The following is a 15,608-nucleotide window of genomic DNA, read 5'->3' as shown; positions in this document are numbered from 1 at the left end:
GTTGGACGATGACCAGGCGAAACATGATCCACGTGGTGCGCGCGCCGGAGGAGCTGATCCTCTACTTCTCACTGCCGATCATGTTCGTGCTGGTCTTCGGGTACGTGTTCGGCAGCGGCATGCAGGTGGCCGGCGGTGGCAACTACCGCGAGTTCCTGCTGCCCGGCGTCTTCGTGATGACGATGCTGTACGGCCTGGGCGCCACCGCGACCGGCGTGGCGCTGGACCTCAGCCGAGGCGTCGTCGACCGGTTCCGGTCGATGCCGATGGCCCGGTCCGCCCTGATGACCGGTCGCAGTGCGGCCGACCTGCTCCGCGCGCTGTTGGAGATGTCCACCCTGCTGGTCTGCGGCCTGCTCGTCGGGTGGCAGTGGCGACACGGTGTGGGCAAGGCCCTGCTCGCCGTCGGGCTGCTCCTGCTGCTCCGAGTCGCGATCACCTGGATCGGGATCTACCTGGCGCTGTTGGTCCGTAACCCGGACACGGTCGGCGTGATCGTCTTCCCGGCCGCGTTTCCGCTCACCGCGATCTCCAACGTCTTCGTGTCGCCCGAGCTGATGCCACCGGTCATCGGCACGATCTCGGAGTGGAACCCGCTGTCGGCCACCGTGGCGGCGATGCGCGCGCTGTTCGGCAACCCGGGCCTGGGTGGCGACTCCTGGCCGGCGGAGCACGCCATGCTGCTGGCGGTGCTGTGGCCGGTGCTCCTGATCGCGATCTTCGCCCCGCTGGCGGTGCGCCGCTATCGGCGGCTGAGCCGCTGAACCCCACGCGCCGGTGGCCTCTGCGGGTCACCGGCGCGCGAGGCGCAGCGCGTACCAGGCGGCACCGGCCGCGAGCACACCGAACCCCGCGAGCACGCTGGTCACGGGCAGGTTGACCGCGAGCAGCAGACACCCGGCCAGCCCCAGGCCGGCGAGTACCTGCACCGGCAGTCGACGACCAGACTCCCTACCCAGCGTGAGCGCCGCCGCGTTGGTGATCGCGTAGTAGACCAGCACCGTGCAGCTGGAGAAGCCGATCGCCTGTCGCACGTCGCCGAGCAGCACCACCACGATCACCACGGCGGCCACGGCCAGCTCGGCCCGGTGCGGCACCTGGTGCACCGGGTGCACGGCGGCCAGCGCGCCGGGCAGGTCGCGGCGGCGGGCCATCGCGAGGGTGGTCCGGCCCACCCCGGCGACCAGCGACAACAGCACGCCGACGACCGCGATCGTGGCCCCGGCGCGGACCACCCAGGCCAGGCCGGGCAGCCCGGCGGCGGTCACCACGTCGACCAGGGGCGCGGCGGACCCGGCCAGCCGGTCGGCGCCGAGCACGCCCAGCGTCACCATGGCCAGCACCAGGTAGACCGCGAACACCAGCCCGAGGGCCAGCGGCACCGCACGGGGGATGGTCCGCCGTGGGTCGCGGACCTCCTCGCCGAGCGTGGCGATCCGGGCGTACCCGGCGAAGGCGAAGAACAGCAGCCCGGCGGCGGTCAGCACGCCCCGGGCGGATCCTCCGGGCTCGCCCAGCCGGTCTAGGCGCACCGGTCCACCTGCCACGCCGACGACCGTGACCACTGTCAGCACCGCGAGCACGAGCGCGACCAGCAGCTTCGTGGCGGTGGCCGTCTTGCCGATGCCGCGTAGGTTCACAGCGGTCACCGCGAGCACCGCGCCGACCGCGACCAGTCGGGCCTGCCCCGGCCACAGGTACGCCCCGATGGTCAACGCCATCGCCGCGCAGCTCGCCGTCTTGCCGACCACGAACCCCCAGCCGGCCAGGAACCCGGCGAACGGCCCGAGACGCTCCCGGCCGTAGACGTAGGTGCCACCCGACTCCGGGAAACGGGCCGCCAGCCGCGCCGAACTGGTCGCGTTGCAGAAGGCGATGAAACCGGCCAGCACCAGCGCAGGCAGCAGCCCGGCGCCGCCGGCCGCCGCCACCGCCGGGCCGAAGACCACGAAGACGCCCGCACCGAGCATCGAGCCCAAACCGATGACAACCGCATCGGGTACGCCGAGCCGCCGCGCCAGTTGGTCCACGGGCCGAAACCCTAGGGGTACGACGTGAACGGCCGGTCCCATTCGCGTAGCCGGCCGGGGAGCGGCAGATCGTCCCAGGGCACCCGGTGCAGCAGCCGGTCCAGGAGCAGACCCAGCAGCAGCCCGGCCACCGAGTCGGTAAGCCAGTGCCAACCCAGGTAGGTGGTCGTGGTGAGGACCACCAGCGGGGGCACGATGCGGATCACGGTGACCAGCCGGCTCGGGAGTTGCCGGCCGAAGCTGCGGGCCAGCGGGGCGAGCAGCAGCGCGATGACGCCGTACCAGACGATGGCGTTGGCGACGTGCCCCGAAGGGTAGGACTGGGCGAATCGCACCGGCAGGTCGTCGTGGAACAGCGGCAGGGTCTGCTCGGGCGACAGGAAAGGCTCCTTGACGCTGGCGCTCGGTGCCGCCCGTGCAGTCCAGACCTTCAGCGGACCGATCGTGAAGGTGGTGATCACGAACCCGACCACCGGCAGCAGGATCGGCCGCACCGATCGCAGCCGGACGGCCAGCAGCACGCCCAGCCCAGCGCCTATCAGGGTCAGCGGGGTGCCCTGGCCGAGGAAGTTCAGCACCCGGGCGACCCAGTACGCGGCGGTCGGTCGATGCGCGTCGGCCCAGTCGGCGACCGCCCGGTCCAACCCGAAGAGTTGGCCGGCGGCGAGCGCCACCGTCAACCCCACCAATCCGACCAGCAGGAGGGCGTCGAACCACCAGCCGGCCGGGCGGACGGGCCGTAGCCGCAGGTCACGTCGTACCGCCGTGGGTTTGAACACGCGACCACGCTACCGGCCCGGTGCGAGGCCGGGGTGTTCGGCGCTGTGGGCCCAACCACGATGTGAGGCGGATGCGGGGGGCGAGGCGTCATGCTTGTGCCCGTGCGGATCACGTCTGCCCTCGTGGACCCGGCGCTGCTCGACCTGCCCTGGTCGACTCCGCTGGAGGAGTGGCCTGCCCAACACCTGGTGGCACTGCCGCAGGGCATCTCCCGACACATCGTCCGGTTCGTCCGGCTCGGTGACTATGTCTACGCGTTCAAGGAGACCCGCGAGCGGATCGCCGAGCGGGAGTACGACCTGCTCCGGGCCCTGGAGCGGATCGACTTCCCCTCGGTGGAGGCGGTAGCGGTCGTCGCCGATCGGCAGACCGACGACGGGGAGCCCCTCGAATCCGTGCTGATCACCCGGCACCTCCAGTTCTCGCTGCCGTACCGTGCGCTCTTCTCGCACACCCTGCGACCGGAGACGATGAGCCGGCTGCTCGACGCGCTCGCCGCCCTGATCGTGCGGATGCACCTGACCGGGTTCTTCTGGGGCGACTGCTCGCTGTCGAACACGCTGTTCCGTCGGGACGCGGGTGCGTTCGCCGCCTACCTGGTGGACGCGGAGACCGGCGCGTTGCACAACTCGCTCTCCAACGGTCAGCGCGGTGAGGACCTGGAGATCGCCCGGGTGAACATCTTCGGCGAGGCGTTGGACCTGCAGGCCGCCGGTCTGCTGCACGAGTCCATCGACCCGGAGGTGGTCTGCGAGGAGGTCGTGCAGCGCTACGAGCGGCTGTGGCACGAGATCACCTACGAGCAGGCCGTCGAACGGGAGGCCCGGCACGACATCGAGGGCCGGATCCGCCGCCTCAACGAGCTGGGCTTCGACGTGGCTGAGGTGGCCATGTCGTCCATCGACGACGGGCGTTTCCTGGTGCGGCCGAAGGTGGTGGACGCCGGCTACCACACCCGGCGGCTGCTGCGGCTGACCGGTCTGGACGCCGAGGAGAACCAGGCGCGCAAGCTGCTCAACGACCTGGACGCCTACCGGGCGGAGAGCGACCTGATCGACGAGCAGCAGGCCGCCCACCGCTGGCTCACCGAGGTCTTCGAGCCGGTGGTCCGGGCCGTTCCCGCGCACCTGCGTCGCAAGTTGGAGCCGCAGGAGCTGTTCGCGCAGATCATCGAGCACAAGTGGCTGCTCTCCGAGCAGGCCGGCCGGGACGTCGGGATGCGCCACGCGGTCCAGTCGTACCTGAGCGACGTGCTGGTGCACCGCCCCGACGAGCAGGCCATCCTCGGCGTGGACGTCCCCAGCCTCAACTGAGACTCCGCCCGGCCTGGTCGTCCGGGCCTGGCCTCTCACGGTTGCCTCGTCGGTTCGGCGCCCCGACTATCTGGCGGCTGCCTTTGGAGCTGATGTCGTAGACGATTCAGTCCTGGTCGGTTGGGGTGGGTCGGTCGGGTCGGCCGGTGGCCGGGCACGCCGGTGACGAGCCCGATGTCGTAGACGATTCAGCTCCAAAGGCTGCTCGCGCGCCTGGTCTGCCCCGGATGTGGGGCAGCTCGACAGGCGGGGCACCAGGCGCGATCGGTAGCGGCCTGGCTCTCAGCGAGGGCAGTAACGGTCAGTTCACCCAGGAGCCGCCGCGCAGCACCCGCACCACGTTGAGGTCGTCGTCCAGCACCACCAGGTCCGCGCGTAGGCCCACCTGGAGGGCCCCGACCCGGTCACCCAGGCCGATGGCCCGGGCCGGGGTGGTGGCCACCATCCGTGCCGCGTCGGCGATCGGAATTCCGGCAGTCACGGCGTGCCGCAGCGCGGCGTCCATGGTCAGGGTGCTCCCGGCGATCGCGCCGTCGCGAGCGAGTCGGGCCACCCCGTCGGCAACTGCGACGGCCTGACCACCCAGTTCGTACTCGCCGTCGGGCATGCCGGCGGCGGCCATCGCGTCGGTGATCAGCGCGGCCCGGTCCGGCCCGGCGGTCGCGGCGACAAAGGTCAGCATCCCGTCGTGCAGGTGTACCCCGTCAGCGATCAGCTCACAGATCACGGTGGGCGCGTCGAGCAGGGCCACCACCGGGCCCGGCTCACGGTGGTGCACCGGTCGCATGCCGTTGAACAGGTGGGTGCCGACGCTGGCGCCGGCGGCGACGGCGGCCCGGGTCTGCTCGTACGTGGCGTCGGTGTGGCCGACCGCCGCCACCACCCGCTGCGAGGTGAGCAGCTTGATCGCCTCCAGCGCACCGTCACGTTCCGGGGCGAGGGTGACCATCCGGACCGCGCCCCGGCCCAGCTTGATGAGTTCGGCCAGCTCGTCGGTCGACGGGTCGCGGAGGTACTCCGGGTTCTGCGCGCCACAACGCGTCTCGGAGAGGTAGGGCCCTTCGAAGTGGACACCCGCCAGCACACCCTCCTCCGCCAGCGGGGCGAACGCCTCGGTGGCCGAGCGCATCAACTCGAAGGGTGCGCTGACCAGGCTCGCCAGCACGGTGGTAGTGCCGTGCGCGAGGTGGAAGTCGGCCGCCGCCCGGGCCTCGTCGGCGTCCCCGGTGGTGAAGGTGTGGCCGCCGCCGCCATGCGTGTGCATGTCGACGAAGCCCGGCAGGATCCAGTGCCCGTCACGGACCGTCGGATACTCGGCGACCGCGGTGATCCGATCCCCGTCCCACTCGACGCAGCCCTGTCGGATGACACCGGTAGGGGTCACCACGCGGCCGTTTACCCGTAGGGTCATCGCATCTCCTGGTGGTCGTGGCCGCGTACGGCGTCCATTGCGAGCAGGGCGGCACCGAGGCAGCCGGCCTCGTCGCCGAGGGCTGCCGCGACCAGTTGCGGCTCCCGGTGGAAGGTCATCCGCTCGTGCAGCGCCGCCCGCAGCGGGGTCAGCAGCCGATCCCCGGCCTGGGCGAGGCCACCGCCGAGCACGATCGTCGCCACGTCGAACAGCGCCTGCCCGCTGGCCAGGCCGTCGGCGAGTGCCTCGACCGTCTCCTGCCAGACCTGGCCGGCGAGTGGTTCGCCGGCGGCGGCCCGCTCGGCCACCTCGGCGGCTGACACCGGAGCGTGGGCAGCCGCGCCGGCAAGCTCGGCGGCTGACACCGGAGCGTCGGCAGCCGCGCCGGCAAGCTCGGCGGCTGCGCCGGCAAGCTCGGCAGCCGCGCCGGCAAGCTCGGCGTAGCGGCGTCCGACCGCCGCGGCCGAGGCGACCGCCTCCAGGCAGCCGGGTCGGCCGCAGCCGCAGCGCGGGCCGTCCGGCCGGACCAGGATGTGGCCGATCTCCCCGGCAGCGCCGTGCGCGCCCACAGCGGCCTGGCCATCCACGACGTGCGCGGCGGCGATGCCGGTGCCGATCGCCACGAACAGCACGTGCCCGGCACCGCGCCCGGCACCGAGCCGAGCCTCGGCGAGACCGCCGACCCGCACGTCGTGGCCGAGCGCCGTCGGCAGGCCGAGCCGTCGCACCGCCAGGTCCCGCAGGGGTACGTCCCGGAAGCCCACGTTCGCCGACCAGACCGCGACCCCGCGTGCCTCGTCCACCACCCCGGGGACGGCGATGCCGACCGCGATCGGGGTGAGGCCGTCGGCGCGGGCCTTGTCGGCGAGCCCTTCGGCCACGTCCAGGACGGTGGCGACCACGGCCGCCGGGCCGCGTCCGGCGTCGGTGGGGTGCCGCTCGGTGCGTACCACCACGCCGTCCGGCCGGACCAGGGCACACTTCATGCCGGTGCCACCGACGTCCAGCGCGACGACCACGCGGTCGGCGTCCACGGCGTCGCTCACGCCAGCACCACCGACCGGCTCAGGTGCCGGGGCGCGTCCGGGTCGAGGCCCCGGCTGGTCGCCAGCGCGACCGCGAAGCGTTGTGCCAGGATCAGGTCGGCCATCGGGTCGACCGGGGTACGACCGGCGGACCAGCTACCCAACACCGTGCGCCAACCATGGGTGCGGCTGTGCACGAAAGCCGCGCCGGTGGCGGCCACGTCCTCAGGCAGACCGTCGGGCAGTTCGCCGAACGCCCACACCAGCCGGCCGGGCGCGGCGACCGAGATGGGCCCGTGGCGGTAGTCCATCGCCGGGTACGCCTCGGCCCAGAAGATCGCCGTTTCGCGGCACTTCAGCGCCGCCTCCTGGGCCAGCCCGATCGTCCACCCCCGACCGAGGAAGGTGACCTGCCCGATGAGGGCCGGGTCGATCGGCAGCGGCGAACGCACCGCCACCTCGGCGTCGGCGGCGAGCGCGGTCACCGGATCGCCGAGGTGGGCCCGGAGCAGGGCCAGCGCGGTGGTCGCGAAGCGGGTCTGCACCACCGACCGCTCGTCGGCGAAGGGCATGGTCACCGCGGCGGTGGCGAGGTCGACCGCCGGGGACGCCGGGTCGCCGACGATGACTGTGGTGGGTGTCCGCCCGCGCAGCGCGGCGAGCAGTTCCACCACCTCGGTGGTGCAGCCGGAGCGGGTGATCGCGATCAACCGGTCGTAGTGGCGGCCGGCGGGGAACTCGGACGCCTGGAACGCGTCGGTCTCACCCTGGCCGGCCTGCTCGCGGCGGGCCGCGTACGCCATGGCCATGAACCACGACGTGCCGCAACCGACGACGGCGACTCGTTCGCCGGGGCGCGGCAGGTCGCCATGGACGACACCGGCCAGCTCGGCCGCCTCCCGCCAGCAGTCGGGTTGGCTCGCGATCTCCGCGTCCACGTACGCCATGGAAAACTCCTCGCAGGGGCGACCGGTGCGCAATACGGCTCGTTAGACCCGCATTTCGCGCGTTATTCTGCGCGAATGCGGGTGGCCGTGGCAACCGGTCAGCCGATCGCGCAGGTCAGTCTTTTGCGCCCACCCAGTTTCGCGCACTAGTGTGCACGCAATCAATCACCGTCCGTGCAGTTGCTGGGAGGGCCTCCGCGGTGGACCGGTACGCCAGATGGAACGCCCTTCTCGAGATGCTGACCGACAACGGCCGGGTCAGCGTCGAGGCGGCAGCCGAGCGGCTGGACGTCTCCCAGGCCACCATCCGGCGTGACTTCGACCAGCTCGCCCAGCAGCAGATGATCACGAGGACCCGGGGTGGCGCGGTCGCCAACGGCGTCTCGTACGACCTGCCACTGCGTTACAAGACGGCCAAGCACTCGGCGGAAAAGCAGCGGATCGGCGCAGCCGCCGCCGCGCTGGTCACGCCGGGCACGGTGGTCGGCCTGAACGGCGGCACCACGAGCACCGAGGTGGCGAGGGCTCTCGCCGTCCGCCCGGACCTGAACACCAGCGCCGAGGGCGCCCAGCTCACCGTGGTCACCAACGCGTTGAACATCGCCAACGAGTTGCTGGTGCGGTCCCGGATGAAGGTCGTGGTGGCCGGCGGGGTGGTGCGCCCGAAGTCGTTCGAACTCGTCGGTCCGCTGGGCGGGGCGCTGCTGCGTGAGGTCACCCTGGACGTCGCGTTGCTCGGTGTGGACGCGATCGACCCGCAGCTCGGCGCAGCCGCCCACCACGAGGGCGAGGCGGCGATGAACAACCTGATGGTGGCCCGGGCAAAGCGCGTGGTGATCATCGCCGACTCGTCCAAGTTGGGGGGCCACGCCTTCGCTCGGATCTGCCCGGTGGAGCGGGTGGAGACGCTGGTGACCGACTCCGGTGCCGCCCCGGAGGTGGTGGAGGCGTTCCGCGCCGCCGGCGTGCAGGTCGTCTGCGCCTGAGCCGTCACGTTCCGTCGATGAATTGACGCTATCGGCGCGTCGATGCATACCGCGTATTGCGTGCTCCTGCATACCGCGTATGGTGTCGGCTGTCACGCCCACCCATCGGGGGAGGTGCAGCTTGTCGGCTGTCCTGGAGATCGAAGGTCTACGTAAGACGTACAAGAGTCGTCGACGCGGCACCCGCAACGCGCTCGACGGCTTCGACATGCGGGTCGACGCAGGGCAGGTGCACGGCTTCCTGGGCCCCAACGGGTCCGGCAAGACCACCACGCTGCGTACCCTGCTCGGCCTGATCCGACCCGACGGCGGCCGGATGGCGCTGCTCGGGCACGAGGTCCCCGACGCGCTGCCCGCGGTCGCCGGCCAGGTCGGCGCGATCGTGGAGAGCCCGCAGTTCTTCCCGCACTTCACCGCACGGGACACGCTGTCCCTGCTGGCCGGGGCGGGCGAGGTGCCGGCCACCCGGGTCGACGAGGTGTTGGAACTCGTCGGGCTGCGCGACCGGGCCGGCGAGCGGGTCAAGACGTACTCGCTGGGCATGAAGCAACGACTCGCGGTGGCCTCGGCCCTGCTGAAGAACCCGAAGCTGCTGATCCTCGACGAGCCCGCCAACGGCCTCGATCCGGGCGGCATCCGGGAGATGCGCACGCTGATGCGCAACCTCGCCGAGTCGGGGATGACTGTGGTGCTGTCCAGCCACATCCTCGGCGAGATCCAGCTGATCTGCGACTCGGTCACCATCATCTCGCTGGGACGGCGGGTCGCGTTCGGCCCGGTCGACGAGGTGCTCGCGCAGCACTCGTCCGGTGCGGTCCGGATCCGGTTGGAGGCGGTCAGCGACCTGCCGGTGGCAACCGAGACGCTCACCAAGGCCGGGATCCGGGTGACCGGTCATCCCGACCACCTGATGCTGGCCGGCGTCGACAAGCCGGCCTCGGTGACGCGGCTGCTCGCCGAGCAGAACCTCTACGTCAGCGAGTTGGCGCCGATCGCCGTCGATCTGGAGAGCGTCTTCCTCGAACTGACCGCCACCGCGCCGGTACCCGGTCAGCACCGGCAGGTCGACGAGTCCATGAAGGTCGGCGGGACGGGTCAGCCCGGCGCCGCCGGGGGAGGGTGGGGCGCGTGAGCCTCTATCGTACGGAGTTGCGCCGGCTCGCCAAGCGGCGTTTCACCCGCTACATGACGCTGCTCGGCCTGCTGGTGCTGGCCGCGGTGGTGGTCGGCGTGTTCTTCACCAACCAGAAGATCGACGCCGGGCAGCTCGCCCGGGCCGAGCGCCAAGCCGACCAGCAGTACCAGGAGCAGGTGCGCTGGAGCGAGAGGGAGCGCGCGGAGTGTGAGAGGGCCAAGACGGCCGGCACGCCGAGCGACGGCCGCTACCCCGATGACTGCTCGGTGATCACGCCACCGCCCCGGGAAGAGATCAAGGCGGAGTGGTTCCTGCCGTCGACGTTCGACTTCCGGGAGACGTTCGACGAGACGCTGATCCCGTTCGCGGCGATCCTCGCCCTGGTCGGGTTCGTGATCGGCGCGTCCTTCATCGGGGCCGAGTGGAGCACCGGCGGCATGATGAACCTGCTGCTCTGGCGGCCGAAGCGGCTCACCGTACTGCTGACCAAGCTGGCCGCGCTGCTCACCGGCATCCTGGCGGTGACGCTGCCGGCCGCGGTGCTGTGGTTCGCCGGTTTCTGGGCGGTCGCCAGCTTCCGGGGCAGCACCGAGAAGATGACCTCCGGGGTATGGCAGTCCTTCATGTTGACCGGCGTACGCGGTGTGGTGCTGGTGTTGGTGCTCACCACCATCGGTTTCGCCCTCGCCTCGCTGGGTCGGCACACCGCGATGGCCCTCGGCGGCGTGGTGGCGGTGATGGTGGTCGGCCAGTTCGGCCTGGGCATCCTGCTGTCCATGGCCAGCGTGCGGTTCACCGAGGCGTGGCTGCTGCCCACGTACGCGCTGGCCTGGATGACGAAGACGGTGACGTTGCAGGACTGGAACTCCTGTAACGCGACCTACTACGGGGAGTGCAAACCCGCCACGCTGGACATCACCTGGCAGCAGTCGTCCGCACTGTTCTCGGTCGGGTTGGTGGTGATCCTCGGGGCGGCGCTCTGGGCGATGCGTCGCCGCGACATCTCCTGAGGTACCGCTACGAAGGCCCCCGGCGACAGTCGGGGGCCTTCGTGCGTTCGGTCGACGCCGCGCCGGCTGCTGCGACAGGGGTCCTCGCTGGCTAGGCTGAGCGAATGTCCGTCGACGCCACCACCCCGGAGCCGTCCACCGACGCTCGCCCGGGTGGCGTCGGGCCGACCGTTCCGGCCCCCCGGCCCGCTCCGCCCATCGAGACCGCCGACGAGTCGGCGCTGCCGGCCGAGCCGATCGAGACCGCCGACGAGTCGGCGCTGCCGGTTGAACCGGTGGACGTCCAGCCCGTCGACCGAGGGGCGGCGTTGACCGAGCGGGAGCGGGCGATCCTCGCCTTCGAGCAGCAGTGGTGGCGGCACGCCGGGGCCAAGGAGCAAGCCGTCCGGGACACGTTCGGGGTTTCCTCGACCCGCTACTACCAACTGCTCAACGGGCTGCTGGACAATCCGGCCGCACTCGCCGCCGATCCCGTCCTGATCGGTCGGCTCCGGCGGCTGCGTTCGTCGCGCGCCCGCAACCGTCGCCGCTGACCTCCACCGGCCGGAGCAGGAATGGCACCAGGCCCAAGGGGTACGCGGCGAGCGCGTCTCGCCGGAGGCGACGGAGGGGGCGGGTCATGACGGGCAGCAATCCGACCGGGGAGCAACGGTGATGCGCGTACGATCCGCGTCCGCGCCGGCCCCCGGCCGGCCGGTCAACGAGGACCTGGTGTTCCAGATCGGGCCGCTGGTCGGTGTCCTCGACGGCGCGACAGTGCCGGAGGGTTTCGACACCGGGTGCGTGCACGGGCCGGAGTGGTACGTCCGGCACCTGGCCGCCCGGCTCGGCGTGGCGGAGGCGGTCCGCCCGGCGGCCCGTCTGACCAGTAACCTGGCCGCCGCCATCCTCGCGGTGCGTGCCGACCACGGCGAGCAGTGCGACCTCGACCATCCCGGCACCCCGTCCAGCACGGTCTGCCTCCTGCGCGACTGCGGCGACCAGGTCGACTACCTGGTGCTCTGCGACAGCCCGCTGGTCCTGGACTGCGGCGGTCAGGTCAGCGTGGTGACCGACAGCCGGCTGGACGCGGCGATGGTGGAGCTGCGGGAGACGGTCGCAACGGTTCCGGGCGGGGCCGCGGACCCGATGACCCGGTTCCGGCACGCCGTGAGCGTCCAGCGGGAGCGGATGAACCGCACCCACGGCTACTGGGTCGCGGCGGCCGATCCCGACGCGGCCTTCCACGCGGTGACCGGGACCCTGCCCCGGCACGGCCCGACGGCGCTGCGCCGGGCGGCTCTGCTCAGCGACGGCGCGTCCAGCGCGGTGGAGCAGTTCGGGTTGACCGACTGGCCCGGTCTGCTGGACCTGCTGAGCGCCCACGGGCCGGGCGGGTTGATCGACCGGGTCCGGGCCGCAGAGCGCGACCACCCCGATCGGCTGCGCCGGCACAAGGCGACCGACGACGCCTCGGTGGTGTTCTGCGAGTTCGGGCCGGCGCTCTGACCACCAACGGGTGACAACAGAGCGTGATGAGTAACACCCAGGCCGCCCGACCGGCCGGGACGGGTGGCCGGACCGCCAGTGCATCGCCGTTGGGGTGGACTTCGGCCGATGGGGGCGGCAGACTGCGGCACGTGGCGGGTGCGGTCCGGCTGGAGCCGGTGGACGAGCGGAACCTGGAGCCGTTGCTCTCCGTAGCGGCTGCCGAGGCGGAGCCCGGCGATGTCATGCCGCCGGTCGAAGCACCTGCCGGCTGGTCGCTCGCCCGCCGTGAGGCCTTTCGGGAGTTCCACAGGGCGAGCTTCGGCGGGTTGGACGGCCCGACCCGTTCGCAGATGTACGCGATTCTCGCCGGCGGCGAGGTGGTGGGCATGGTGCGGATGACGCGCTGTGACGAGCCCGACACGGTGGAGACCGGGATGTGGCTCGGCCGCTCGGCGCGCGGGCAGGGGATCGGCGCGGCAGCCCTGCGCGAGTTGTTGAACGCCGCAGCCCGGGCGGGAATGCGAGTCGTGGTGGCGGAGACGACTCCGGACAACGTGGGCGCTGTCGCCGTTCTTGACAAATGTGGCGCGAAACTGCATGAGCAGGGCGGTAAGGTGCGCGCCGAAATCAGCCTGGATTCGACGCCACCCGCGCTCTGACGCCGGCCGGTCGGCGGCAGCCGCGGAGGTCACCACCGACCACCTGTGCTGGTCGGCTCACTCCCGGTCAGCGGCGTACGCGGCCAGCCAGGCCACCTGGGCCGGGTCCAGCGACGGTCGCACCCGTGCCCGCGCGGTCGCCACATGCCCGGCGGTGACCGTGGCGGCGGCGAGCGACTCACGCATGGCGGCCAGCGCCGCCTCCCGGACCAGCGCCGCGCAGTCGGCGGCGGAGAAGCCGGTCAGTTCGTCGCCGAGGGTCGCCAGGTCCACGTCCGGGGCCAGCGGCACCTGCCGGGACGCGGCCCGCAGGATCTCCGAGCGGGCGGGCCCGTCCGGCGGCGGCACGTAGACCAGCCGCTCCAGCCGGCCCGGTCGCAGCAGTGCGGGGTCGACCAGATCCGGCCGGTTCGTCGCGCCGACCACCACCACGTTGCGCAGCGTCTCCACCCCGTCCAGTTCGGTGAGCAGAGCGGCGACCACCCGGTCCGTGGTGCCCCCGTCGGTCGCCTGGCCGCGTACCGGGGCCAGCGCGTCCACCTCGTCCAGGAAGATCAGTGTGGGAGCCGCCTCGCGGGCCCGGCGGAACAGTTCCCGGACCGCGCGCTCGCTCTCGCCGACCCACTTGGAGAGCAGTTCGGCGCCCTTCACCGACAGCACGTTGGCCCGGCCCGACCCGGCCAGCGCGGTGACCAGGTACGTCTTGCCGCAGCCCGGTGGCCCGTAGAGCAGCACGCCACGTGGCGGCTGGACGCCGAGCCGGGCGAACGTGTCCGGATAGGTCAACGGCCACAACACCGACTCGGTGAGGGTCTGCTTGACCTCGTCCAGGCCACCCACGTCGTCGAGGGTCACCGAGGCCAGGTCCAGCGTGGACGCCGCCATCGTGGTCGGCCGGACCACCTCCAGGGCGGCGGTGAAATCGGCCATCGACACAGTGGGCGTCTCGGCGGACTTCTGCCGCAGTGCCGCGCGTACCCCGGCCTCCCGGACCAGCGCGGCCAGGTCCGCCGCGACGAACCCGGGGGTACGCGCGGCCACGTCGTCCAGCCGGACGTCGTCGGCCAGCGGCACCTGCCGGGTCAGCACGGTGAGCTGTTCGCGGCGCAGCGCCTGGTCGGGGAGCGGGATGCTGATCCGCAGCGACAACAGGTCCGGCGCGCGCAGCGCGCTGTCGACAGCCTCCGGTCGGCTGGTGGCGCAGACCACGGCGACGCCGGCCCGGATGCTCTCCACGAGCACCTGGCGGAACACCGTCGCCACCGGGCCGGGCTCGTCCGCCGGTGCGAGCGCCTCGACGTCGCTGACCAGCAGCACCGCTGGCCCCCCGGCGCGGGCCGCTGTCGCCGCGGTGCGCAGCCGGTCAGCGGCGGCCTGGTTGGCCAGCGCGGCCACCTCCGGTGCCCAGAGCGGATGGACACGGGCACCGACCCGGGCGGCGACGGCCCGGACCAGCGCCGACTTCCCGGAGCCCGCCGGGCCGACGAGCAGCACCCCCAACGAGATCGTGGTGCCCAGCCGGCCCAGCACCTCCCGGTGGTGGAAACCGAGGTCGAGCAGTTCGGTCAGCTCCTCGGCCTGGGCCCGCAGCCCGGGCAGCTCGTCCACGTCCGGGGCGTCGTCGACCGGGGCCGTGTCGGCCGCCCCGCGCGGCTCGGGCGGCGCGGTGTCGGCCGCGCTGGGCCCGTGGGTGGTCGCGCCGTGCTCCCAGGCGACCACCGTGTTCATGGTGACCAGCGCGCCGACGGCCGGCTCGACCGCGACCACGGTGAGCAGGGTGCTGGTCCAGGCGAAACCGACAGTGTTGGCGAGGCTGCGACGAGCCGCCTCGACCAGGCCGCGTACCGACGCGTCCGGCAGCACATCCTGCGGCAGCAGCGACACGTCGTCACCGGCGGTGAGTACCTTGCCCAGCAGGGCGAGCCGCAGCATCTCCGGGCTGACCGCCGCCACCACCCCCACCGGCCCGGCCAGGACGACCCGACCCGCCGGGGTCAGCGGCGCCGGGCTGACCCGCACCTGACCACCGTCGCGCAGGCCCAGGTTGCCCAGGACCAGGTCGTCGGCGTACATCAGGGCGCTGCTCGCGCCGGGTGCCGCCGCCGCCACGATGCCGGCGGTCTCCCGGCGGCCGGCGAGCCGGACCGGGTCGCCGGGGCGCAGGCCCAGTGCGGTCATCGCCTCCGGGTGCAGCCGGACGATGCCCCGTCGGGCGTCCAACGCGGCCGGCCGTAGGCTCGCCGTCAAGGTCAGGTCGGGTTGCGCCACCGCCCGACCGTAGCGGTCGTCAGCCACCTCCGCCGGTCAGCGCCGCGGATCCAACTCGTCCAACAGCGACGGGTCCCGGCGGATCAGCTCGGCCAACCGGGCCGCCGGGTCGGGGGTCAACCCGACCGGGCCGGGAGCCCAGGCGGGCACCGTCCGGCCGGACAGCGGCCAGGTCGGTGGAGGTTCCACCGGGGCCGCCGGGGGCACCGGAACGACAGTGACGTCCGGCCCGTCCCAGGACACCCGCAACGGGTACGTGCGCCCGTCGTGCTCCACGTGCACGGTCACCGACAGCCCCGGGTGGGCGGCGACGGCCTGGCGTACCGCCTCGGCCACCTCCTCGACCGGCCCCCAACCGGCCGTGTCGCCCGAGGGGTCCGCCCCCGCGTGGCGTGGGTCGTGCCGGCCCGGCCGGGCGTTGCCGCGCCCCACAGCCGGTTGACCCGACGGCGGTGTGGTGTCGTCCTGGTCGTTGACCCGTCGGCGCTGCGCCTCCTCGCGCCGGGCCAGTCGGGCCAGCGTCTCGTCGAGGTCACCCCTCACCGCATCACTCCTTCCCGCCACGGCCGGAGCC

General features: G+C 72.5%; 15 protein-coding genes. 8 read left to right on the top strand and 7 right to left on the bottom strand.

The features are described 5' to 3' along the window. The first annotated feature begins 8 nt into the window (after nt 1-8). Complete coding sequence (locus O7614_RS31415) at nt 9-764, top strand: ABC transporter permease (RefSeq protein ID WP_278141972.1); 756 nt, start codon at nt 9-11, stop codon at nt 762-764. 27 nt (nt 765-791) lie between these two features. Here O7614_RS31415 and O7614_RS31410 read toward each other — a convergent pair whose 3' ends face one another. Next, entirely contained in the window at nt 792-2,030 is a 1,239-nt protein-coding gene (locus O7614_RS31410; RefSeq protein ID WP_278141971.1) for an APC family permease, read from the bottom strand. An 11-nt stretch (nt 2,031-2,041) separates the two neighbouring features. Beyond that, complete coding sequence (locus O7614_RS31405) at nt 2,042-2,779, bottom strand: phosphatase PAP2 family protein (RefSeq protein WP_278142443.1); 738 nt, start codon at nt 2,777-2,779, stop codon at nt 2,042-2,044. Between the two features lie 120 nt (nt 2,780-2,899). Between O7614_RS31405 and O7614_RS31400 the strand changes: the two genes are divergently transcribed. After that, nucleotides 2,900-4,123: a DUF4032 domain-containing protein gene (locus O7614_RS31400; RefSeq protein WP_278141970.1), complete on the top strand. Its 1,224-nt coding sequence runs from the start codon at nt 2,900-2,902 to the stop codon at nt 4,121-4,123. A 301-nt stretch (nt 4,124-4,424) separates the two neighbouring features. Here the strand turns inward: O7614_RS31400 and nagA are convergent, their stop codons facing one another. From nagA to O7614_RS31385, 3 genes are read right to left on the bottom strand one after another with little or no spacing between them, the layout of a single operon-like run. Continuing rightward, nucleotides 4,425-5,534 carry an N-acetylglucosamine-6-phosphate deacetylase gene (nagA, locus tag O7614_RS31395; RefSeq protein WP_278141969.1) on the bottom strand — a complete coding sequence of 370 codons (1,110 nt, stop codon included), beginning with the start codon at nt 5,532-5,534 and terminating at the stop codon, nt 4,425-4,427. Then, the gene (locus O7614_RS31390; protein WP_278141968.1) at nt 5,531-6,580 is read right to left on the bottom strand and encodes an ROK family protein; all 1,050 of its coding nucleotides are present in this window, start codon (nt 6,578-6,580) and stop codon (nt 5,531-5,533) included. The genes nagA and O7614_RS31390 overlap by 4 nt, the downstream gene beginning before the upstream one ends. Then, on the bottom strand, nt 6,577-7,506 hold the full coding sequence (locus O7614_RS31385; RefSeq protein WP_278141967.1) for a sugar isomerase: 930 nt from the start codon (nt 7,504-7,506) through the stop codon (nt 6,577-6,579). Before O7614_RS31385 ends, O7614_RS31390 begins: the two co-directional genes overlap by 4 nt. A 200-nt stretch (nt 7,507-7,706) precedes the next feature. On the opposite strand from O7614_RS31385, the gene O7614_RS31380 reads away from it, so the two are divergent. From O7614_RS31380 to O7614_RS31355, 6 genes are all read left to right on the top strand, one after another. Continuing rightward, nucleotides 7,707-8,492 (top strand): DeoR/GlpR family DNA-binding transcription regulator, encoded by a 786-nt coding sequence (locus O7614_RS31380; RefSeq protein ID WP_088987368.1) that lies wholly within the window; start codon nt 7,707-7,709, stop codon nt 8,490-8,492. A gap of 121 nt (nt 8,493-8,613) precedes the next feature. Then, nucleotides 8,614-9,624: an ATP-binding cassette domain-containing protein gene (locus tag O7614_RS31375; RefSeq protein ID WP_278141966.1), complete on the top strand. Its 1,011-nt coding sequence runs from the start codon at nt 8,614-8,616 to the stop codon at nt 9,622-9,624. Next, complete coding sequence (locus tag O7614_RS31370; protein WP_278141965.1) at nt 9,621-10,637, top strand: ABC transporter permease subunit; 1,017 nt, start codon at nt 9,621-9,623, stop codon at nt 10,635-10,637. The genes O7614_RS31375 and O7614_RS31370 overlap by 4 nt, the downstream gene beginning before the upstream one ends. 104 nt (nt 10,638-10,741) lie before the next feature. Next, nucleotides 10,742-11,170 carry a DUF3263 domain-containing protein gene (locus O7614_RS31365; RefSeq protein WP_278141964.1) on the top strand — a complete coding sequence of 143 codons (429 nt, stop codon included), beginning with the start codon at nt 10,742-10,744 and terminating at the stop codon, nt 11,168-11,170. Between the two features lie 121 nt (nt 11,171-11,291). Continuing rightward, the gene (locus O7614_RS31360) at nt 11,292-12,125 is read left to right on the top strand and encodes a hypothetical protein (protein WP_278141963.1); all 834 of its coding nucleotides are present in this window, start codon (nt 11,292-11,294) and stop codon (nt 12,123-12,125) included. A 131-nt stretch (nt 12,126-12,256) separates the two neighbouring features. After that, on the top strand, nt 12,257-12,766 hold the full coding sequence (locus O7614_RS31355; RefSeq protein ID WP_278141962.1) for a GNAT family N-acetyltransferase: 510 nt from the start codon (nt 12,257-12,259) through the stop codon (nt 12,764-12,766). Between the two features lie 57 nt (nt 12,767-12,823). Here O7614_RS31355 and O7614_RS31350 read toward each other — a convergent pair whose 3' ends face one another. Next, nucleotides 12,824-15,034, bottom strand: a complete 2,211-nt coding sequence (locus O7614_RS31350) for an AAA family ATPase (protein ID WP_278141961.1) — start codon at nt 15,032-15,034, stop codon at nt 12,824-12,826. 36 nt (nt 15,035-15,070) lie between these two features. Then, nucleotides 15,071-15,577: a hypothetical protein gene (locus O7614_RS31345; protein ID WP_278141960.1), complete on the bottom strand. Its 507-nt coding sequence runs from the start codon at nt 15,575-15,577 to the stop codon at nt 15,071-15,073. Nucleotides 15,578-15,608 lie beyond the last annotated feature (31 nt).

This window comes from Micromonospora sp. WMMD961 (assembly GCF_029626145.1).
Taxonomy (GTDB): Bacteria; Actinomycetota; Actinomycetes; order Mycobacteriales; family Micromonosporaceae; genus Micromonospora.
This window is presented reverse-complemented; position numbering and strand designations above follow the sequence as displayed.